The organism is Actinobacillus capsulatus DSM 19761 (genome assembly GCF_000374285.1).
GTDB classification, from domain to species: domain Bacteria; phylum Pseudomonadota; class Gammaproteobacteria; order Enterobacterales; family Pasteurellaceae; genus Actinobacillus; species Actinobacillus capsulatus.
Genome location: NZ_KB893942.1, coordinates 66329 through 86686 on the forward strand (window position 1 = coordinate 66329; position 20358 = coordinate 86686).

A 20358-nucleotide genomic window follows, 5' to 3' on the forward strand; every position below is an offset into this window, starting at 1 on the left:
AAAAAGGAAGCTTTAAGCTTCCTTTTTTATTTTGAACGGATTTATTTAACTGTTACACGGGCAAATTTACGTTTACCGACTTGGTAAACAAAAGTACCTTGTTGTGCGTTTTGGCGAACGTTTTCTACTTTTTCGCCATCAATTTTTACGCCACCTTGTTGTGCAGAACGGATAGCTTCTGAAGTTGATGCGACTAAACCGGCTTCTTTTAACAAGGTTGCTAAACCGATTTCACCTTCAAAAGTAAATTCTAGCATTTCATCTGGAATTGCGCCTTTTTGGAAGCGATTGATGAATTCTTGTTCTGCTGCATTTGCTGCTACTTGATCGTGGAAGCGTGCAATTAACTCTTTCGCTAATAAAACTTTCACATCGCGTGGGTTTTTACCTGCTGCAACATCCGCTTTTAATTGTGCGATTTCATCTAATGGGCGGAATGAAAGTAGATTATACCAATCCCACATTAATTCGTCCGAAATCGACATCACTTTACCAAACATATCGCTTGGTGCGTCTGTCACACCAATGTAGTTGCCAAGTGATTTGGACATTTTTTTCTCACCGTCTAGGCCGACAAGTAGTGGTAATGTCATTGCAACCTGCGGTTTTTGACCTGCTGATTTTTGTAATTCACGACCGACTAATAAGTTAAAGGTTTGGTCGGTACCACCTAACTCAATGTCCGCTTCTAAAGCGACTGAGTCGTGGCCTTGTAGTAACGGGTAAATAAATTCGTGAATTGCGATAGATTGGTTATTGGCAAAACGTTTTTTGAAATCGTCACGCTCAAGCATACGTGCAACTGTGTAATTTGATGCAAGGCGAATCATACCTTCCGTACCTAATTCACCTAACCATTCAGAGTTGAATACCACACGAGTTTTATTCGGATCTAAGATCTTGAATAATTGTTGTTTGTAAGTTTCCGCATTACGTAATACGTCTTCGCGCGTTAACGGTGGGCGAGTTGAGTTTTTACCTGAAGGGTCGCCTACCATACCGGTAAAATCACCAATTAAGAAAATCACTTCATGACCAAGCTGTTGGAATTGGCGGAGTTTATTTAAAACAACGGTATGACCTAAGTGAATATCGGGTGCTGTTGGGTCTGCGCCTAATTTAACGCGTAACGGACGATTTTCTTTTAACTTTTCAATTAAATCTTCTTCAGAATAAATATTTTCAACACCGCGTTTCAGTTCGGCTAATGTTGCTTCAATAGATTGAGCCATTTGCTTGATTCCTTATATCTTGTTTTAAATATGAAAATAAAATCTATTATAACGAGATACGTTGTGATTGATAAGGCTTAATCAACGGTAGGCAAAAAAAAACGCCTCATTTTGTGGGGGAATGAGGCGTAAGAGTTGGAGTGATTACCTATTATTTTTGAAGTGAGTTAATGATAATAATTCTCAAATAGTTAAGCAAGAGGCTTTACAAATTCTTACAAATGAGAATCTTTATCATTTAACTTTGGTGATAATAGAATTTTTTAAATGTTGATTCAAGCTAAAAACAAACTAACATGGATCCAAAAGTTACAAGTATTTGCGTAATGAAACTTTTACTGATGTTTAGCTTTCTCGACAATTTAGCCAAGGCACTCGAACACCATTGATATTGCGATAATAAGCAGAACTTTGCTCACGAGCGATTAACTCAACATAGCTGCCTTGAATCGGATTGTATGAGCGATAAGTCACTTCAAAACGAGAGCCTCGTGCATTGAGCGTTTTATTTTCAATATGATCAAACGGCTCAATTTTTCCGCCGTCCAATTGGAAGTAGAAACCAAAGTTATCTTTCATACGACTTTCTCTTGAAAGCGGAAAGTAGCTGGATAAGTAAGAACTTGTGCCGGTTTCAAAATTGCTGCAAAGATAATGATAGCGCTTATAGTTAGCTCGATTTGCTAATTCGATTTGACTAATATTATCCTTTAAATAACCTGTTCTCGCTTTTTTAGTTGGCGAAGGGGAGCAAGCAAATAAAGTTGTCAGTGTTGAAATTAAAAAAATAAGTTTAAGTTTTTTCATGTAAATAAGTTCCGATAAAAATAGCCTAGTTTCGGCTAGGCTATGATAGTTCAAATTTTAGCGCTGACAAGCGGTGGAATTTGTAAAAAATTTTGCAAAATTGACCGCTTATTCGTTATTTCTTATGTTTAGCTGCTGATTTCTTAGCTTTTTTTGCGGTTTTACGAGCAGCTTTTTCCTTTTTTGGTTTCGCTTTTGTCACTTTGATGGTTTTAGGTTCTTTGAAAACCGGTTTGTCGCCTGCATTTTTCTTCGCTTTCTGCTTCGCTGTTTTGCCCACAGCAATGCCTTTACGGAGATTATTAATTAATGCAAAATCGATTTTCTTATCATCTAAACTCACATTGATTACTTTCACTTTAACCGGATCACCTAAGCGATAAATAATACCGCTACCGCCAACTAAACGTTGTCTGCCCGCATCATAATGATAGTAATCATTATCCAATGTTGAAATATGCACTAAGCCGTCAATCAATAACTCATTGATTTTGACGAATAACCCGAAACCGGTCACGCTTGAAATCACCCCTTCGAAGGTTTCACCGAGATGATCTTGCATAAACTCACATTTCAGCCAATCTGCCACTTCACGGGTTGCTTCGTCCGCACGGCGTTCAGTTGCCGAGCATTTGTCGCCGAATTGGTCGATGTCGTCCAATTTATAGTGGTAGCCACCACCGTCCGTATAATTGCGAGTATTACCTTTTTCTTTTTCAATCAAATACTTAATTGCACGGTGTAACAGTAAATCCGGATAACGACGAATCGGCGAAGTAAAGTGCGCATACTCGGTTAACGCTAAACCAAAATGCCCCACATTATCCGCCGCATACACAGCCTGTTTAAGTGAACGGAGCAACATGGTTTGAATTAACTCACGATCCGGACGATCAGCAAGCTGTTCAATCAGCTCGGCATAGTCTTTTGGTTCGGGATCCAAACCTACATTCCACGTTAGTCCACATTCTTTAATAAAGGATTTAAAACTCGTCAGTTTCTCTTCGCTTGGTTTATCGTGAATACGGAATAGTGCCGGCTCATTTACTTTTTCGACAAAACGGGCTGAAGCGATATTCGCTAAAATCATACATTCTTCGATAATTTTATGTGCATCGTTACGAATCAGCGGTTCGATTCGTTCAATTCTGCCTTGCGGATTGAAAATAAATTGGTTTTCCACCGTTTCAAATTCGATTGCGCCACGGTTTTGACGAGCTTTTACCAGTACTTGGAACATTTCGTTCAAGGTTTCCAAATGCGGCACAAGTGGCGCATAACGCTCACGTAATGCTTCATCGCCTTCTAACATTTTCCAAACTTTGGTATAAGTTAAACGGGCGTGTGAGTTCATTACCGCTTCATAAAATTTATAGCCGGTCAGTTCGCCTTTTTTGGATACGCTCATTTCCGCTACTAAACATAAGCGGTCAACTTGTGGATTCAATGAACATAAACCGTTTGATAAAATCTCTGGTAGCATCGGAATGACTCGATTCGGGAAGTAAACCGAGTTACCACGATTTGCCGCTTCTAAATCAAGCGCAGTTTTTGGGCGGACGTAATAGCTTACATCGGCAATCGCTACCCATAAACGCCAACCGTCAGCTTCTTTTTTGGCAAAAATGGCATCGTCAAAATCTCGTGCGCTTTCTCCGTCAATCGTAACTAAAGGTAAATCACGTAAATCAACCCGTCCGAATTTGGCTTCTTCCGGTACTTCTTCATTAAATTGGCGAATCTGTTTTTCTACGCCTTCCGGCCAAACGTGCGGAATATCGTGATTACGCAATGCGATTTCGATTTCCATGCCTGGTGCGAGGTTATCGCCTAAGATTTCAGTAATAAAACCCACTGGACGATTGAAGCTAGCCTTACGTTCTTGCAGTTCCACTACAACCACTTTCCCCATTCTTGCGCCCATACGCTGATCGTCAGGAATTAAAATATCTTGAGTGAAACGGCTGTCGTCCGGCACGACAAAACCGATACCGCTTTCAAGGAAGAAACGACCGACAATTTGTTTTTTACGTGCTTCTAAAACACGGACAATGCGCACTTCACGACGACCTCGGCGATCGGTTCCGTTTGGCTGAGCAAGTACAAAATCACCGTGCATTACACGGGTCATTTGGTTATTCGGGATAAACCAGTCATCACCTTTTTCTCCGCTTTCTACTTGTAGGAAGCCGTAGCCGTCACGGTGACCGACAACCGTACCTTTAACCAAGTCCATTTTTTCCGGCAGGGCATAACGTTTACGTTTGGTAAAAATTAATTGCCCGTCATTTTCCATCGCACGTAAGCGGCGACGAACCCCTTCGATACGCTCTTCGTCATGAATATGAAAAGCTTCGAGCAGCTCTTCACGGCTCATCGGCGCATCAAATTCTCGAATAGTATTTAAAATAAACTCCCGACTCGGCACGGGATTCTCGTATTTCTCAAGTTCTTGTTGGTAATTTGGATCGACTATCATAATGTTCTCTATATGCTAAAGCGGTCTGATTTGCAGAAAAATTGACAAATCAGACCGCTTGAATTTTAAGTTAGGCTACTCAGCCATAAACGGGCTTTAAGCCCCCAATAGCTTGTCAGCCCTGTTGTGTGCTGTACGACCTTACCGTCTTTAATGATTAAAATCGTTGGTGTGGCTTGGATGTTCCAGCTTTTTGATATTTCGCCATCAGGATCATTGATGACAGGGAAGTGGTAATTTTCTTGGTTAAGATAATCTACAACCTGTTGCGGACTGCCGGATTTGAGTGCAACACTTAGCACTGCTACGTTATCGCCCATCAATTGTTGAACCACAGGTGAAGTGAATTTACAGTAGTTACACCAACTGCCCCAAAAGTAGAGCAACATCGGTTTTTGATGGCTTAATTGTGCAATTACTTTCGGCTGTTGCTGCAAATCGTAGAAAATTTGTTGAGCAAACGTATTCGGCTCGCTGGATTTGCGATACCAATCAACTGCAATACTTAGCGCGATAAACATTAGCCCGTAAACGAGCAAATTTTTACCGAAACGGAAAAGCATAGCGTTTTTGTTTTGCATTATTGGTGATCCTTTGTATGGCTATAAGTGTAAGAAGCCGCACCACGAGTAAGCATTCTGAGCTGCATAATCACTCGTTTTTTCAGTTTTTCACGCTCTTGCGTGTTCATATCAAGCGCATAAGCGCCGGCAGTAAACACAATCGTCATCAGCCCTTCCGCCTGGATATGCGCAATTTCACGGCTACTGTTGACATCTTTACTCATAATATAGTCGGTCAATTCCGCAATAAAATGCTGAATTTCTCTTGATGCTGCCGTACGGAATGCCTGTGATGTACCGGAACTTTCACGGAGTAACAAACGGAAAACGTTTGGTCGGTCTGTAATAAATTCAAAGAACGTTTCGGTTGAAACCGCAACCACGCTGCCGCCGTTTTCAATACGTTTACGAGCTTGGCGCATGAGCTGACGAAGCAATAAACCCGATTCGTCCACCATAGCTAAGCCTAATTCGTCCATATCTTTAAAATGGCGATAGAACGAAGTCGGTGCAATACCGGCTTCTCTTGCGACTTCTCGTAAACTGAGATTAGAAAAACTTTTCTCTGCGCTTAATTGGTTAAATGCTGCATCGACTAATGCTCGACGGGTTTTTTCTTTTTGCTGTGCGCGAATACCGATGTTACTCATTGATGTTCTCTTGCTTCATAATATTAGCAACTTCTTTTGCAAGACGTTCATAGCGAAGGCGTAATGGTGAGCCTGGGCGATAAATTAGTCCCACAGAACGATATGGTTTCGGAGCGTTAAAGGCGAGGTATTTTAAGCCTTCACAAGATTTAGCCGCTAATTCCGGAATCAGTGAAATACCGGCATTTGCCGCCACCATATTACGTAATGTTTCTAGATTGGTCGCTTTAAAGTGCGTACTTTCTTTTGCGCCGACCGATAAACAGTAATCTAAAGTTTGGGTACGTAAGCAGTGACCGTCATCTAAGAACAGCAATTCTTTGTCTTTTAGCGCGCTAATATCTAAGCTTTTTTGACTCGCCCATTCATGTTGTTGTGATACGGCTAATAACATTTGTTCGTTAAAAATAGGTACTTCAATAAACGGTTCGCTTTCTTTTACAAACGCTAAGATACCGCAGTCTAGTTGACCGGACTCAAGTTGATCTACCAATTGTGAAGTTTGTAGCTCGTAAATATAAAGTTCTAGTTCGGGAAACGCCGATTTTAACGCTGGCAATACAAATGGTAAAAGATACGGGCCGAGCGTTGGGATAATGCCGACATGAAGTGGGCCGGACATTTCTTTACCTTGGTTACTCGCCATCTCTTTTAGCACTTTTACTTCACGTAATACGGCTTTAGCTTGCTCAACTAAGGTTAAACCTGCTTGCGTAAATAAGACTTTACGACTGGTACGCTCAAGTAAAACTGTACCTAATTCGTCTTCTAATTTGCGAATTTGACCGCTTAATGTCGGCTGGCTCACATTACAGGCATCAGCCGCACGGCGGAAGTGTTTATAATCTGCTAAGGCAATTAAATATTCTAAATCTCTAATATTCACAGGAACTCCCAGTTAGCGAAGAATGACCATTTTTCCTATTAATCAAATAGGCTGAATTATGGCATATTTAGGTGTAGAATGCGTACAGTTTTTGAAAACATTATGTAAAACAGGAGAATTTTTTATGTCATTTAAAGATATGACTGGGCAAAAAGTGCCTAACGTAACCTTCCCAACTCGTAAAGGTGGCGAATGGGTTAATGTAACTACTGCAGATTTATTCGATAACAAAACTGTTGTAGTTTTCTCTTTACCGGGTGCATTCACGCCAACTTGTTCATCAACTCACTTACCACGCTACAATGAATTAGCGGGCGAGTTCAAAAAATTAGGTGATCTGTATCTCTGTAAATGATACTTTCGTAATGAACGCATGGGCGAAAGACCAAGATGCGGAAAGTGTGATCTTATTAGCAGACGGTAACGGTGAATTTACTGAAGGTATGGGGCGTTTAGTTGATAAAGCGAACTTAGGCTTTGGTAAACGTTCTTGGCGTTATTCTATGCTCGTGAAAAACGGCGAAGTAGTGAAAATGTTTGATGAGCCGGAAAAAGATGGCGACCCGTTTGAAGTATCTGATGCGGAAACCATGATCAAATTCTTAAACCCAGAGTGGAAAGACCAAGATCCAATCGTGGTATTCAGCAAAACAGATTGCCCATTCTGTGCAAAAGCGAAAGCATTATTAGCTGAAAAAGGCTTACGCTTTGAAGAAATCGTGTTAGACAATGATTCACAACGCGGTAAAGTGATTCGTGCGGTTGCTGGTAGCCAAACAGTTCCACAAATCTTTATCGGCGGTAAATTAATCGGCGGTAGCGATGCTTTAGAAGCGTATTTTGCAAAATAATAAGCAAATTTAACCGCTTATATAAAAAACCGAGCGTTTAAAAGCGTTCGGTTTTTTTGTTTTTATTAGGACTATTCTGCAAATTCTTGCATAAATTTGACCGCTTGTTGCACCATTGAGGTTGAGCCGACAAAGAACGGTACACGTTGATGCAGTTCAGTTGGTTTAATATCTAAAACCGGATTAAAACCGTCTGTTGCCATACCGCCCGCTTGTTCGGCTAAGAACGCCATTGGATTGCCTTCATATAATAAACGTAGCTTACCTTTCGGATAGACGGTTGAGGTTGGGTAGATATAGATTCCGCCTTTTAACAGATTGCGGTGGAAATCCGATACTAATGAACCGATATAACGCGATGAATACGGACGTTTAGTCGCTTCGTCACTTTCTTGGCAATATTTGATGAATTTTTTCACGCCCACCGGGAAGGTGACGTACTGTCCTTCGTTAATTGAGTAATATTTTCCTTCAAACGGCATTTTCATATCCGGATGAGACAGAATAAATAAACCGAGGGACGGGTCATAAGTAAAGCCGTTGACACCATTACCGGTGGTATAAACCAACATCGTCGATGAGCCGTAAGTGACATAACCCGATGCCACTTGTTTACGCCCTTCTTGTAAGAAGTCTTCAATCGTAACCGGCGTACCAATCGGTGAAACACGTTTATAAATTGAGAAAATCGTGCCGACCGAAACGTTTACATCAATATTTGAAGAACCGTCTAAAGGGTCGGTCATTAAAATATATTTTGCATTTCTGCCTCTTTCGTTGTCAAAAGCAACGAAGTTATCATCTTCTTCAGAGGCAAAACCTGCTACATCTTCACGTGCAATTAATGCTTTTTTCATCGTTTCATTGGCAAACACATCTAATTTCATTTGTGCTTCGCCTTGAATGTTTTCAGATCCGGCAACGCCTAAAATATCTTGGCTTAAACCGGCACGGTTAATTTCACGATGAATAATTTTAGCCGCAAGGCGAATAGACGATAAAATACCGCTTAATTCACCTTTCGCTTCCGGGTACTCTGCTTGTTTTTCAATAATAAATTCGCCGAGTGTTTTCATAATTTCTCCTTGGGGTATGCTAAAATAGCAGCGGTATTATAGAAAGAAATTAAAGCTCCCCCTAACGGGGTATAACAAGTTTGTGACATTGATCACAAAATTTTTACATTAAAGGCTAATTTATGACGCAAAAACACATTCACATTCTTGGTATTTGTGGCACTTTTATGGGCGGTGTGGCGATGATCGCACGAGAACTGGGCTATAAAGTGACAGGCTCGGATACCAATGTTTATCCGCCGATGAGTACATTTTTAGAAAATCACGGCATCGAAATCATCCCTAATTATGATGTGGCACAGCTTCAGTCTGCACCGGATTTAGTGGTTATCGGTAATGCAATGAGCCGTGGTAATCCTTGCGTAGAATATGTATTGGATAATCAACTAAATTATACTTCAGGCCCGCAATGGCTACATGATCATCTGTTAAAAGATCGTTGGGTTCTGGCAGTATCTGGCACGCACGGCAAAACCACGACTACCGGTATGTTAGCGTGGATTTTAGATCAAAATCAGATTGATACCGGCTTTTTAATCGGAGGGGTTGCCGGTAATTTCGGTATTTCGGCGCGTGCCGGTTCAAGCAAATTCTTTGTGATTGAAGCGGACGAGTATGATTCGGCATTCTTTGATAAACGTTCTAAGTTTGTGCATTACACACCGAAAACGCTAATTATCAACAATATTGAATTTGACCATGCGGATATTTTTGATGATTTAAAAGCGATTCAACGCCAGTTCCATCACTTAGTACGTACTATGCCGAGTAGCGGTTGTATTCTTTCGGCGGCAGCGGATGAAAATGTACAAAATACGCTAAAAATGGGCAGTTACAGCGAGTTGCAATTTATCGGTGAAGATAAACAGTGGTTTGCAAAACCGATTTCAGCAGATTGTTCACATTTTGAAGTATTCCACAAAGGTGAAAAAGCCGGTGAGGTAAAATGGAATATTATCGGTGCACATAATATGCACAATGCCCTGATGGCGATTGCGGCGGCACATCACGCAGGCGTATCAGTAACTGGCGCTTGTGAAGCACTTGGTTCATTTATTAATGCGAACCGCCGTTTAGAAGTGAAAGGTGAAGTGAATGGCATTACCGTTTATGATGACTTTGCCCATCACCCAACCGCAATAGCGGCAACAATTGACGCTTTACGTGGCAAAGTGGGCAAAGAACAACGTATTTTAGTGGTGCTTGAACCTCGTTCTAATACAATGAAAATGGGCGTGCATAAAGAAGAAATCGCGCCAAGTTTAGCCAATGCTAATGCGGTATTTGTTTACCAACCGGACACAATTCCGTGGGCGGTTTCAGTGATTACCGATTCACTCTCACAACCGGCTGCATGGTCGGCAAATCTTGATGAGTTGGTGGCGTTAGTGGTAAAAGAAGCGAAGCCGAACGATCATATTTTAGTGATGAGCAACGGTGCATTTGGTGGCATTCACAATAAACTCTTAAATGCACTAAAAAGCTAGTTTTTCTGTCTATGTAAAAATACCGCCTAGAGAGCTAGGCGGTATATTCTTTTATATATTTCCCTAATACTTCTTTAAGTTCCCTCATATTAATATATCTCGCCGAACGCCAAATTTCTTTGCCGTCCGCAAAGAAAAGTACCGCCGGTGCGGTGAGTACGTGAAAACGACTGGCAATCATCGGTACCGTTGCAATATTGGTTTCAATGCCTGCAATTTCAGGTAATTCCGCCACGACTTCGGCAACCTGTTTTCTAAATACCGTACACACACCGCAATTCGGTGCTTGTACATAAAGTAGCACTAGGCGATTTTCAGTAAGATATTGCTCGATAGTCGCAAGATCGTGAGCGTTATGCATATTTTCCTCCTATTTAAAAATGACAAGCGGTCAGATTTTTGTAACATTTTGGTATTATGTAGCAGTTGCACAAAACTCAACACATAATCTTAACCGCTCTTTTACCAGAGTTACTATAATCCCAATACAAAAAAATGTTGGCTCAATTTTGCCAAAAAGTAGTTAAATTTAAGCTAAAAAACATAAAAATGGCTTTAATTTTGTTTTTTTTGGGTTATAATTTTGCAAAATTTATTTATTTATGAGGTTTTTTATAAATTTATGGCTAGTGTGATAAATGAAATGTTTATTGATGTAGTAAATGATGCTCTTACTGGGAAAAAAGATAGTCTTGTGATGAGATTGAAAGTAATAGCTAAAAGGTTAAAGCAAGAACAGCCTGACTTAGCAAGGGAATTGGAATCTTTAATTTCCACTTCAAACACTAATGCAGTCGCAAGAGGACGATCATTAACACCTCAATTTTCTCCTGTTGATGCAGATACCAGACAAAAATTACTAATTGAAACATATCCAGTAATTATGGATACAGTTCCTATATGGTCAGAAAAAGTAAATACTCAGTTAAATCGCTTTATAGCTGAGTGGGAAATGAAAGAATCCTTATTACATGAAGGTGGGCTACATCCATCTACATCTTTGCTTATAAGTGGTCCACCAGGAGTAGGTAAAACATTATCTGCCAAATGGATTGCTCATAAACTTGATATACCTCTTCTAACTTTAGATCTCGCTAGTGTAATGAGTAGTTATTTAGGTAAAACCGGCAATAATATTAAAGCTGTACTCAATTATACCTCATCTTTTCCATGTGTATTATTACTTGATGAGTTTGACTCAATAGCTAAAAAGAGAGACGATACAACTGATGTCGGTGAATTAAAAAGATTAGTAACTGTTATTCTCCAAGCTATTGATGAATGGCCTAAGCAATCTGTCCTGATAGCAGCAACTAATCATTCAGAACTTCTAGATCCTGCTGTTTGGCGACGGTTTGACAGTATTATTGATTTTGAGCTCCCAGATCAAGAGTTAATTAAAAAGTATTTGATATCTAAAGATATTAGTAAGAATTTATCAGATTATATATCAACTAAATTACACGATATTTCTTATGCCATAATAGAAAGATCCATCAATCAGGCTAAAAAAAATTCTATCATAGAAAAAAAACCATTCAGTGCAACATTAATTAATGAATTATTAGGTGATAATGTTTTACTGGAAAATGTTATTGAAACGATGTTAGCAACAAATATTTCTCAACGAAAAATTGCACAAGACTTAGGAATTTCAAGATCTCAAATACAAAAATTTGTGAAAGAACAAGGATTACAATAATGAATAATAAAAATCTGCTTCTTGGTTATGGAGAAACGCTTACTAGACCAGTAAAATTAAATACAGGCGGAGGACCTAAAAATAAGCCGTATACATATGAAGAAAACAAGCCTGTTATTGTAGCGCAGCTAAATAAAGTCATTTCTGAAATTAACAATACACTACCGCTTGCAATGCCAGAGGGGAAAGCAGTAGTAAAATTCGTTCTTCATCCAACTTTTTTAGCTAAAAGTTATTTTCCTGTTAGACTATTAAATAAATTTTCGCTTCAAAGTATAGGCAGTAAGTCCGTTAGTATTAAGCCTAGAAAAGATATTAAAAAGAAAGGCAGGAGAGAAGAATATACAACAGCCTGTATTTATGTGTCCGGTAAAAAAGAAAATTTTCAGGACTTTCTTGATACGTTAAATGAAGACAAACTAAATCAAAGCTTAAAAGATGATTTGATTACGTTAGAAAATATATCTACATTAACTACCTCAGATAAAATAAAAAGTTTTAATAATGATGAGATTGTAGCTGTTGAAATAGCTTTACATACACCCAATACCCCTTCAGGGATTGTTGATGCTTTTGAGGTATTTGCAGAACAAAATGGTGTTTTCGTAGATAAAGAAAGAAGTATAAGCGTAAAAGGATTAACATTCATACCGGCTAAAGCCAGTAAAAATATGGCATTGAGACTCGCAGAATTCTCTTTTCTGCGGACCTTAAGAGAATTACCCCAATTACGGGGTAATGAACCTGTGATATTACGTTCATCTACCAATGGCACCACTCTTAGTCTTCCTTCAGAAGGAGCTATAAATCCTGATTTAAAAGTCGCAATATTTGATGGGGGACTAGGAATTAATAATTTTGCTCCTTGGGTTAAAGAATATATATGGAGTAATGGTAATACCAGTGCGCAATTACTTTCTCATGGGCAAGATGTTACATCCCCTGTTCTTTTTGGTATTGTGAATAATGATACTAAAAAGCTTAGCGTACCTTATTGTAATATAGATCATTATAGGGTGTTAGACTCGGATATTAATAATACTGATATAGATTTATTTGATGTTCTTATCCGTATAAAAACGGTATTAGAACAAACAAGATATGATTATATAAACCTAAGTTTAGGTCCAAGGCTCCCAATTGACGACGATGATGTTCATGTATGGACTTCGACCCTTGAAGAAATTCTTGCTAAAAGCGGAGCACTTTGCACCGTTGCCGTTGGCAATGACGGACATTTGCCAGAATCGCTGAACCGAATTCAACCTCCTTCTGATTTAGTTAATGGACTATCCGTTGGTGCGGCGACTTCCTTATCAGATGATTGGGAAAGATGTTTATATAGCTGCATTGGTCCAGGTAGAAGCCCTGGATATATAAAACCAGATGGTGTTGCTTTTGGTGGACATGCTGAAGAACCATTTCAAACATATAGTCCGAATGGAATTGTAAGCACTGCCGGTACCAGTTTTGCTGCTCCGTTAGTATTACGACAGGCAATAGCCTTAAGTACATCCTTACAATATAATATCACGCCGTTAACAGCTAAAGCTCTTCTCGTACATCATGCAGAGTCTAAGGGTTTTCCTCGTCATGAAATTGGATGGGGACGTTTTCCTAATGATATTAATGACATTATCTATTGTAGTGATGATGAAGTAAAAGTTATTTATCAAGGAATACTCAAACCATCACAATATATGAGAGCCTTAATTCCAATTCCAAACATACCTATACGAGGGAGTGTAACTTTAAGGGCAACATTCTGTTTCTCAACTTCAGTAGATCCAGAACATTCCCTTAATTATACAAGAAGCGGACTTGAAGTTATTATGCGAAAAAGTACTGATGATACTCCAGGATTTACATTTCCATTTTTTAATCAGAAGCGTATTTATATGGATGAAAGTGAACAACGCAATGCCCATAAGTGGGAAAACACAATAAGAAGTGAACACAAGTTTAAAGCTAACGAGCTAACAACCCCATGTTTTGACATAATTTATTATGGAAGAGATTGCGGTATGCCTGTTCATATAGATGAACTGGAAGATTTACCTTACGTTTTGGTTGTAACATTATCTGCAGAGGAAATGCCTGAGCTATATAACCTGATAAGACAGAGATATCAAACACTCCAACCAATTCAGGTACAACAACAAATTGTATTACAACACACTTAATACAATATCATATACATGATAAAAAGCTGAAGATCACTATTCAGCTCAGACCGCTGACAAATCTTTAAAGCAATGTGAGCAAGGTTTAGGGGCAGCGGTCTGATAGCGGAGAATACCGCTATTTTCTTATGTTCCAATCTCTTTTAACTTCCATGTAATCTTCTTAATGCGTGAGAAAATGCAATAACAATCGAGTGGAAATCAAATTTATCAGGTGTATAGCCTTCCAACTCAAAAGCCTTAATCATAATCTCGTTTGTTGGCAATAAATTCATTAGGGCGATAAGTGTAAGATTTAGATTTTTTGCCACGCTGTTTCGTTGCTAATGAAAATGGCTCACTATTTAATGCTATCAAGGCTTGCTGTAACGTAGTAATATGCTGTTTAGCTACCTCGATACATTTTTCGAAATAGGTAACGTCTCGTGTTAATTTAACGATTTTCTGCTGAATAGCATTTGTATCCCTTGCTTTTATCATAAATAAAAATCCTTGTAGTTAGTAAAACTCACAGGAATTGTAGTAAAATTTAGTTAGGCGGCCTTTGTACAACTGCTACAGAATACCGAAGTTTTGCAAGAATTCGACCGCTTGTTATTAGTCTTAAGTTAGTAAAAACTTTATCTTCTCAACGCTTGAGATTGCCACCATTGGTCATTTTGGAAATGTTCTGGTTGATATTTTTCGCCCATTTTCGGCACATCCAATACAATGCCTTTTTCCGCTGCGGTTTTAACGCTAGTGTCAATTGATTGATACCAAGGATTACGTCCTAAGCTAAATACGCCCCAATGAATCGGTAACATTCGTTTCGCCTTAAGATCTTGGGCGGCTTGCACCGCTTGCTCTGGGAACATATGCGTTTTTGGCCAGCCTGCATTGGCGGCATCAATCTCAACAAAAGCAAAATCAAATTCGCCATATTTCTGTCCAATTTCCGCTAAATGTTTACTGTAGCCGGTGTCTCCGCTCCAAAAGAGGCGTTGTCCGTTTGCTTCCAAGACAAAAGAAGCCCACAGCGTTTTATTACGATCGGTTGTCCAGCGAGAAGTATAGTGTTGAGCAGTTTCTGCGGTCAGTTTTATCTCACCGAGCATACTGCTATCACCCCAACCCAATTCGGTAATGTTTTCCGCCGGCACGCCCCAAGATTGTAATCTCGCTCCCACACCTAATGGTGCAATAAAGCGATCAACTTTATCCGCTAAATGGCGAATCGTATCCGCTTCCAAATGATCATAGTGATCGTGCGTCAGTAGCACCGCATCGAGCTTTGGTAAGTTTTTCAGTTCAATTGGCGCTTCTTGAAAGCGAGGGGCAATCAACGGAAAATTGAGCGGATTCGCATTGCCGAAAACCGGATCGATTAAAATACGCTGACCGCTTAACTCTAAAATTGCCGAAGAATGTCCTAACCAGTAGTAAGCGAATTGTTCTGCTTGTCCAAAGCTGTTCTGATCTAACATCGCCATCGGTAAAGGTGCTTTCGGTGTATAACCGTCATAACGAATAAAGCCACCTTTGCCGGTTGCCTGTTCTGGATAGTAAGGCAATTCCGGTTCATACAAATTGGTAAATTGTCCGTTTTTGTAATACGGCAGATCACGAAAGCGACTTTCGTCTGGTAAGCCGCCAATATTACGGTAGAGCATTACCCCCAATATAGCGACCACCAACAGTAATCCAGCAAGTAAATACACTAAACCTTTTAAGTATTTCTTCACATTATGCTCCCACGCCGATTAACGCTTTTGCGTGAAATGCGATATGTTTTTCGATAAAACTGGCGATAAAGAAATAGCTGTGATCATAGCCTTCGTGCAAATTTAGTGTGACATCAAAGCCCAATTTTTGTGCTTTTTCGGTAAACATTTCCGGCTGTAATTGGGTTGGATAGAAGCTATCGGCAAGCCCTTGCTCAATCAAAATAGGGCGAGCCGGTGATACCTTATCTAATAACGCAAAGCTGTCATATTCCGCCCAAGCGGTCTGATCTTCGCCTAAATAAGCGGTGAAGGCTTTTTGTCCCCACGGTACTTGGCTTGGGGTAACGATCGGCGAGAAAGCCGAGATCGCACAGTAACGATCCGGATTCTTTAAGCCGATTTGGATCGCACCGTGTCCGCCCATACTGTGACCTGAAATTGAACGTTTATCACTAACTGGGAAGTTTGCTTCAATAAGTGCCGGTAGCTCTTGCACAATGTAATCGTACATTCTGAAATGTGCAGCCCACGGTTGTTGGGTGGCATTCAGGTAGAAACCGGCACCTTGACCTAAATCATAGCCTTCATCATTTGCAACGGATTCGCCACGTGGTGAGGTATCCGGCATCACAATCGCAATACCGTGCTGTGCGGCAAATTGTTGGGCGCCGGCTTTGGTCGCAAAGTTCTCATCGGTACAAGTCAGCCCCGAAAGCCAATAAAGCACCGGCACTTTTTGCCCTTGTTCCACTTGCGGTGGTAAGTAGATAGCAAAGGTCATCTCACAATGGGTGCTGTTCGAATAATGTGTATAACGTTCGTGATAGCCGCCAAACATTTTATAGCGGGCAATTTGAGTAAGTGCGGTCATTTTTCTCCCTTTTTTACGACTTAATTGAGCGATATTCTTTTGCTAAGGCACGAACCACAGCCGGACGATTCGCAATCTGTTCCGCCCAACGCATCAGATGCGGATATTCGTGTACCGCTAAAAATTCAGCAGCATCATACACACGATTTAACACGATTTGTCCATACCAGCCCCAAATTGCAATATCGGCAATACTGTAATGTTCACCACAAATATAGTTTTTGTCGGCAAGCTGTTTATTTAACAAGTCTAACTGGCGTTTCGTTTCAAGGGTAAAACGGTTAATCGGATATTCTTGCTTAGTCGGTGCATATTTGTAGAAATGCCCGAAACCGCCGCCCACGTAAGGTGCACTTGCCATTTGCCAAAATAACCAAGACAAACATTCGGTACGCTCGCTGAAATCGCTTGGTAAGAACGCGTTAAATTTTTCAGCTAAATAAAGCAAAATCGCACCGCTTTCAAATACCGGCTGCGGTTTTTCACGGCTGTAATCGAGTAACGCTGGAATTTTTGAATTTGGGTTAATCGCCACAAAATCCGAACCGAATTGATCACCTTGTCTAATATCGATCAGAAACAGATCATAAGCGGCTTTTTCGATGCCAAGTTCTAATAATTCCTCAAGCAGAACGGTAACTTTTACGCCGTTTGGTGTACCGAGAGAATAAAGTTGTAAATCGTGTTCGCCTTTCGGTAAATGCTGTTCAAATAAAGCACCTGAAGTCGGGCGATTGATATTAGCAAATTGTCCACTGTTTGGCGCTTCCCATTGCCATACTTTTGGCGGTTGATATTCGGTTGTCATTGCTTTTCTCCATTGAATTTGCAAAAAATTGTGTAAATTTTACCGCTTGTTAAGTTATAAACGCTAATCACTTTTTCTGATGTTTAATATAAAACGGATTGATGTCTGGTTATATAGAGCGAAGATAAAAATAGGCAGAGGTTCTGCCTATTTTGTGATGAGAATGTGATTACTCTTGGAACGGATTAAACACTCGCACGCCGGTTTTTGCAAAATCCGCCACATTGCGAGTGACTAAAATCAGATTGTGTTGAATTGCAGTCGCTGTAATCCACGCATCATTTTCAGGAGCATGATCGGGAATATGTAATTTGGCACAAATGCGGGCAGTTTCTTCATCAATATTAAGGATTTTGCCTCTAAAAGTGGTTTTAATATCATTTTCAAACCAGTTTCTTAGCATTGTTCCTTGTTTGGGATCTTTACGTTCCATCGCTAAGATGCCTCGTTCAAGTTCCATTAAGACAACTGCATTAGTATAAATTTGAAATGCTGGAATAGTCGCAAGCCACGCAACAACACCTTGATTAGCCTTTCCTTTTTCAATCTTACGAGTTTCACTAATTAAATTTGTATCCAGTAAATACATTAGTTCCTCCTAGAACTCTACTGGACGGCGTTGTCCACGACTACGAGGTTGCAATTCAAGTTCTATATCCGCCACATTTGGATCGCTTGGTGTTAAGGCTTCTAATGCACTCCTGAATACAGGAGCCGTTTGGCGTTCATATTCAGTATAGTTCATCAACACAAACGCTGGCTCGCCTCGGTTGGTGATAATTACAGGGGCGGTAAGTGCCGCCTTTTGAGCTTTGCCAAGGTTTTGATTAAATTCACGGCTGGTTATAATTTTCATATTAATTTCTCCTTTTGTAGCTAAGTTGCTACAAAAATAATAGTCTATTTTATATACATTAGCAAGCTCGTTGCAAAATGACAGGAAGATTTTAGAGAAGAAGCTCGGTAGGAAAACAAAAGGGGCTTACGCCCCTTATATTATTAAATTAGAAATGAATCACCGTGCGGATTGATTTACCTTCGTGCATTAAATCAAAGGCTTTGTTGATGTCTTCCAACGGCATAGTGTGAGTGATGAAATCACGCAATTTAAATTCGCCTTTCATAAATTGGTCTATAATGCCCGGTAATTCGGTGCGTCCTTTCACACCACCGAATGCTGAACCACGCCATACACGACCTGTCACTAATTGGAACGGACGCGTACGGATTTCCGCACCTGCCGGTGCTACGCCGATAATAATGCTTTCACCCCAACCTTTGTGACAACATTCCAACGCAGAACGCATTAAATCTACATTGCCCACACATTCAAATGAGAAATCTACGCCGCCGTCAGTCATCTCGATAATTACATTTTGAATTGGCTTATCGTAATCTTTCAGGTTGATACAATCCGTTACGCCAAGCTCTTTGGCTTTCTCAAATTTAGCCGGATTAATGTCGATCGCAATAATACGACCTGTGCTCACCATTCTTGCACCGATAATTGCTGCTAAGCCGATACCGCCTAAGCCGAAAATCGCGACTGTATCGCCTTTTTTCACTTTTGCAGTATGCGTTACCGCACCGATACCGGTGGTTACGCCACAACCAAGCAAGCACACTTCATCAAGCGGTGCATTTTCCTGAATTTTTGCTAATGAGTATTCGGAAACAACCGTATGTTCGGAGAAGGTTGAAGTGCCCATATAGTGGAAAATCGATTACGCCTTCACCGACTGCTTCTACGATCTCTGCACCTTCGTGACCAAGTACACATGGAAACACACCTTCGCTATCTTGACCGGAAAGAGTATAAGCATCAGTATGACACACACCGGTTGCCACTAAACGGGCTAATACTTCGCCTTTTTGCGGCGGCATTAAATCCAATTCTTCAATTTTTAATGGTTCATTCGGCGCCCAAGCGACCGCCGCACGGGTTTTAATAAATTCCATTGCTTTCCTTCTTTTTATAGATTGCAGTAAAAAACTCTATAAATTTTACCGCTTGTTTTAATATAAATGCTAATCACTTTTCGTAATAAGAGATATAAATAGAATTGATGTCTTAACCTGTGTATCTGGTACTGAAAAACCCCCTTTTCGCCTGAGAAAAAATGACATACAATCCGGACAGTTTTTACCCATACACAGAAGGAAAACATTATGACAACAGAATTTAAACAAGTAGGTTGGATTGGCTTAGGTCAAATGGGTGTACCAATGGTAAATCGTTTATTAGCACACGATATTGAAGTCGGTGTGTTTAATCGAAATATCGCTAAATGCAGCGAATTTGCTGAAAAAGGTGCGAAAGTGTATGGTTCTGCTGCTGAACTTGTGCGTGCTTACGAAGCGGTTATTTTGATGGTGTCTGATTTTGCTGCGGCAAAAGATATTCTCAATGAGGAAGTTTGCGCCAATTTAAACGGCAAAATTATTGTGAATATGAGTACTGTTTCACCTACTGAAAATAATCAGTTAAAAGTGATTGTTGAACAACACGGCGGACGTTTTGCCGAAGCACCGGTTTCAGGTTCTATTGTGCCGGCGACCAACGGTACGTTATTAATTTTATTTGGTGGCGATGAGGCTGTGCTTAATCCGTTGCGTAATGTTTTCAGCATCTTAGGACAACGCACTTTCCATTTTGGTGATGTGGGTAAAGGCTCAGGTGCGAAATTAGTATTGAATTCATTGCTCGGTATTTTCGGTGAAGCCTATGCGGAAGCAATGTTAATGGGCGAACAATTCGGCATCGACTTAAATGAATTAGCGGAAGCGCTTGGTGACTCGGCAATGAACTCACCGATGTTCCAAACTAAAAAGCCATTGTTACTCGCAAAAGAATTCCCTGCAGCATTTATGCTCAAACACGCAAGTAAAGATCTCAATCTCGCTTGCGGTGAGCTGGAAAAAGCAAATCTAGATCTACCCACAGTAAAAACTGTAGCCGAACAATATCGCAATGCTGTTGCCGCCGATCTCGGCGAGCAAGACGTTTCAGGCATTTATTTGCAGTTGGCGAAATAGTCCTCCTTATTTGAAAAGAAA

Annotated in this window: 18 protein-coding genes and 2 pseudogenes; 5 read left to right on the plus strand and 15 right to left on the minus strand. The window is 40.2% G+C overall.

Going from position 1 to position 20358, the window contains the following annotated elements; genetic code table 11:
- Positions 1-41 precede the first annotated feature (41 nt).
- From tyrS to oxyR, 6 genes are all read right to left on the minus strand, one after another.
- Positions 42-1232: a tyrosine--tRNA ligase gene (gene tyrS / locus C228_RS0109445; RefSeq protein WP_018652380.1), complete on the minus strand. Its 1191-nt coding sequence runs from the start codon at positions 1230-1232 to the stop codon at positions 42-44.
- 345 nt (positions 1233-1577) lie between these two features.
- Positions 1578-2039, minus strand: a complete 462-nt coding sequence (locus tag C228_RS0109450) for a hypothetical protein (protein ID WP_018652381.1) — start codon at positions 2037-2039, stop codon at positions 1578-1580.
- A 115-nt stretch (positions 2040-2154) separates the two neighbouring features.
- Positions 2155-4518: a ribonuclease R gene (gene rnr / locus C228_RS0109455; RefSeq protein ID WP_018652382.1), complete on the minus strand. Its 2364-nt coding sequence runs from the start codon at positions 4516-4518 to the stop codon at positions 2155-2157.
- A 65-nt stretch (positions 4519-4583) separates the two neighbouring features.
- Positions 4584-5099, minus strand: a complete 516-nt coding sequence (locus C228_RS0109460) for a protein disulfide oxidoreductase (protein ID WP_018652383.1) — start codon at positions 5097-5099, stop codon at positions 4584-4586.
- Positions 5099-5731 carry an HTH-type transcriptional repressor FabR gene (gene fabR / locus C228_RS0109465; protein WP_015674437.1) on the minus strand — a complete coding sequence of 211 codons (633 nt, stop codon included), beginning with the start codon at positions 5729-5731 and terminating at the stop codon, positions 5099-5101. Before fabR ends, C228_RS0109460 begins: the two co-directional genes overlap by 1 nt.
- Entirely contained in the window at positions 5724-6617 is an 894-nt protein-coding gene (gene oxyR, locus C228_RS0109470; RefSeq protein WP_018652384.1) for a DNA-binding transcriptional regulator OxyR, read from the minus strand. Before oxyR ends, fabR begins: the two co-directional genes overlap by 8 nt.
- A gap of 124 nt (positions 6618-6741) precedes the next feature.
- On the opposite strand from oxyR, the pseudogene C228_RS13585 reads away from it, so the two are divergent.
- Positions 6742-7468: pseudogene (locus C228_RS13585) on the plus strand (glutathione peroxidase).
- Between the two features lie 71 nt (positions 7469-7539).
- Here the strand turns inward: C228_RS13585 and fbp are convergent.
- Complete coding sequence (fbp, locus tag C228_RS0109485) at positions 7540-8544, minus strand: class 1 fructose-bisphosphatase (protein WP_018652385.1); 1005 nt, start codon at positions 8542-8544, stop codon at positions 7540-7542.
- A gap of 122 nt (positions 8545-8666) precedes the next feature.
- Here fbp and mpl point away from each other — a divergent pair, with 122 nt between their 5' ends.
- Entirely contained in the window at positions 8667-10031 is a 1365-nt protein-coding gene (gene mpl / locus C228_RS0109490) for a UDP-N-acetylmuramate:L-alanyl-gamma-D-glutamyl-meso-diaminopimelate ligase (protein WP_018652386.1), read from the plus strand.
- Positions 10032-10065: 34 nt separating this feature from the next.
- Here the strand turns inward: mpl and C228_RS0109495 are convergent, their stop codons facing one another.
- Complete coding sequence (locus C228_RS0109495) at positions 10066-10392, minus strand: thioredoxin family protein (RefSeq protein ID WP_018652387.1); 327 nt, start codon at positions 10390-10392, stop codon at positions 10066-10068.
- 261 nt (positions 10393-10653) lie between these two features.
- Between C228_RS0109495 and C228_RS0109500 the strand changes: the two genes are divergently transcribed.
- Positions 10654-11733, plus strand: coding sequence for an AAA family ATPase (locus tag C228_RS0109500; protein ID WP_018652388.1), 1080 nt, complete (start codon positions 10654-10656; stop codon positions 11731-11733).
- On the plus strand, positions 11733-13916 hold the full coding sequence (locus C228_RS0109505) for a S8 family peptidase (RefSeq protein WP_018652389.1): 2184 nt from the start codon (positions 11733-11735) through the stop codon (positions 13914-13916). Before C228_RS0109500 ends, C228_RS0109505 begins: the two co-directional genes overlap by 1 nt.
- A 240-nt stretch (positions 13917-14156) precedes the next feature.
- Here the strand turns inward: C228_RS0109505 and C228_RS13590 are convergent, their stop codons facing one another.
- From C228_RS13590 to C228_RS13595, 7 genes and pseudogenes are all read right to left on the minus strand, one after another.
- Positions 14157-14396, minus strand: a complete 240-nt coding sequence (locus C228_RS13590; RefSeq protein ID WP_018652390.1) for a hypothetical protein — start codon at positions 14394-14396, stop codon at positions 14157-14159.
- 140 nt (positions 14397-14536) lie between these two features.
- Positions 14537-15640, minus strand: coding sequence for an MBL fold metallo-hydrolase (locus C228_RS0109515; protein WP_018652391.1), 1104 nt, complete (start codon positions 15638-15640; stop codon positions 14537-14539).
- A 1-nt stretch (position 15641) separates the two neighbouring features.
- Positions 15642-16493 carry an S-formylglutathione hydrolase gene (gene fghA, locus C228_RS0109520; RefSeq protein WP_018652392.1) on the minus strand — a complete coding sequence of 284 codons (852 nt, stop codon included), beginning with the start codon at positions 16491-16493 and terminating at the stop codon, positions 15642-15644.
- Between the two features lie 13 nt (positions 16494-16506).
- Positions 16507-17301 carry a glutathione-dependent disulfide-bond oxidoreductase gene (gene yghU, locus C228_RS0109525; protein ID WP_018652393.1) on the minus strand — a complete coding sequence of 265 codons (795 nt, stop codon included), beginning with the start codon at positions 17299-17301 and terminating at the stop codon, positions 16507-16509.
- Between the two features lie 169 nt (positions 17302-17470).
- Positions 17471-17890 carry a type II toxin-antitoxin system VapC family toxin gene (locus C228_RS0109530; protein WP_018652394.1) on the minus strand — a complete coding sequence of 140 codons (420 nt, stop codon included), beginning with the start codon at positions 17888-17890 and terminating at the stop codon, positions 17471-17473.
- Positions 17891-17899: 9 nt separating this feature from the next.
- Positions 17900-18157: a type II toxin-antitoxin system Phd/YefM family antitoxin gene (locus tag C228_RS0109535; RefSeq protein WP_005598164.1), complete on the minus strand. Its 258-nt coding sequence runs from the start codon at positions 18155-18157 to the stop codon at positions 17900-17902.
- Positions 18158-18305: 148 nt separating this feature from the next.
- Positions 18306-19260 (minus strand): annotated as a pseudogene (locus tag C228_RS13595) (zinc-binding dehydrogenase).
- Between the two features lie 210 nt (positions 19261-19470).
- Here C228_RS13595 and C228_RS0109545 point away from each other — a divergent pair.
- Complete coding sequence (locus tag C228_RS0109545) at positions 19471-20337, plus strand: NAD(P)-dependent oxidoreductase (RefSeq protein ID WP_018652395.1); 867 nt, start codon at positions 19471-19473, stop codon at positions 20335-20337.
- Positions 20338-20358 lie beyond the last annotated feature (21 nt).

Bases quoted from the DNA above. Each gene is read 5' to 3' on its own strand.
- tyrS (WP_018652380.1), bottom strand. From the start codon at position 1,232: ATGGCTCAATCTATTGAAGCAACATTAGCCGAACTGAAACGCGGTGTT.
- C228_RS0109450 (WP_018652381.1), bottom strand. From the start codon at position 2,039: ATGAAAAAACTTAAACTTATTTTTTTAATTTCAACACTGACAACTTTA.
- rnr (WP_018652382.1), bottom strand. From the start codon at position 4,518: ATGATAGTCGATCCAAATTACCAACAAGAACTTGAGAAATACGAGAAT.
- C228_RS0109460 (WP_018652383.1), bottom strand. From the start codon at position 5,099: ATGCAAAACAAAAACGCTATGCTTTTCCGTTTCGGTAAAAATTTGCTC.
- fabR (WP_015674437.1), bottom strand. From the start codon at position 5,731: ATGAGTAACATCGGTATTCGCGCACAGCAAAAAGAAAAAACCCGTCGA.
- fbp (WP_018652385.1), bottom strand. From the start codon at position 8,544: ATGAAAACACTCGGCGAATTTATTATTGAAAAACAAGCAGAGTACCCG.
- mpl (WP_018652386.1), top strand. From the start codon at position 8,667: ATGACGCAAAAACACATTCACATTCTTGGTATTTGTGGCACTTTTATG.
- C228_RS0109495 (WP_018652387.1), bottom strand. From the start codon at position 10,392: ATGCATAACGCTCACGATCTTGCGACTATCGAGCAATATCTTACTGAA.
- C228_RS0109500 (WP_018652388.1), top strand. From the start codon at position 10,654: ATGGCTAGTGTGATAAATGAAATGTTTATTGATGTAGTAAATGATGCT.
- C228_RS0109505 (WP_018652389.1), top strand. From the start codon at position 11,733: ATGAATAATAAAAATCTGCTTCTTGGTTATGGAGAAACGCTTACTAGA.
- C228_RS13590 (WP_018652390.1), bottom strand. From the start codon at position 14,396: ATGATAAAAGCAAGGGATACAAATGCTATTCAGCAGAAAATCGTTAAA.
- fghA (WP_018652392.1), bottom strand. From the start codon at position 16,493: ATGACCGCACTTACTCAAATTGCCCGCTATAAAATGTTTGGCGGCTAT.
- yghU (WP_018652393.1), bottom strand. From the start codon at position 17,301: ATGACAACCGAATATCAACCGCCAAAAGTATGGCAATGGGAAGCGCCA.
- C228_RS0109530 (WP_018652394.1), bottom strand. From the start codon at position 17,890: ATGTATTTACTGGATACAAATTTAATTAGTGAAACTCGTAAGATTGAA.
- C228_RS0109535 (WP_005598164.1), bottom strand. From the start codon at position 18,157: ATGAAAATTATAACCAGCCGTGAATTTAATCAAAACCTTGGCAAAGCT.
- C228_RS0109545 (WP_018652395.1), top strand. From the start codon at position 19,471: ATGACAACAGAATTTAAACAAGTAGGTTGGATTGGCTTAGGTCAAATG.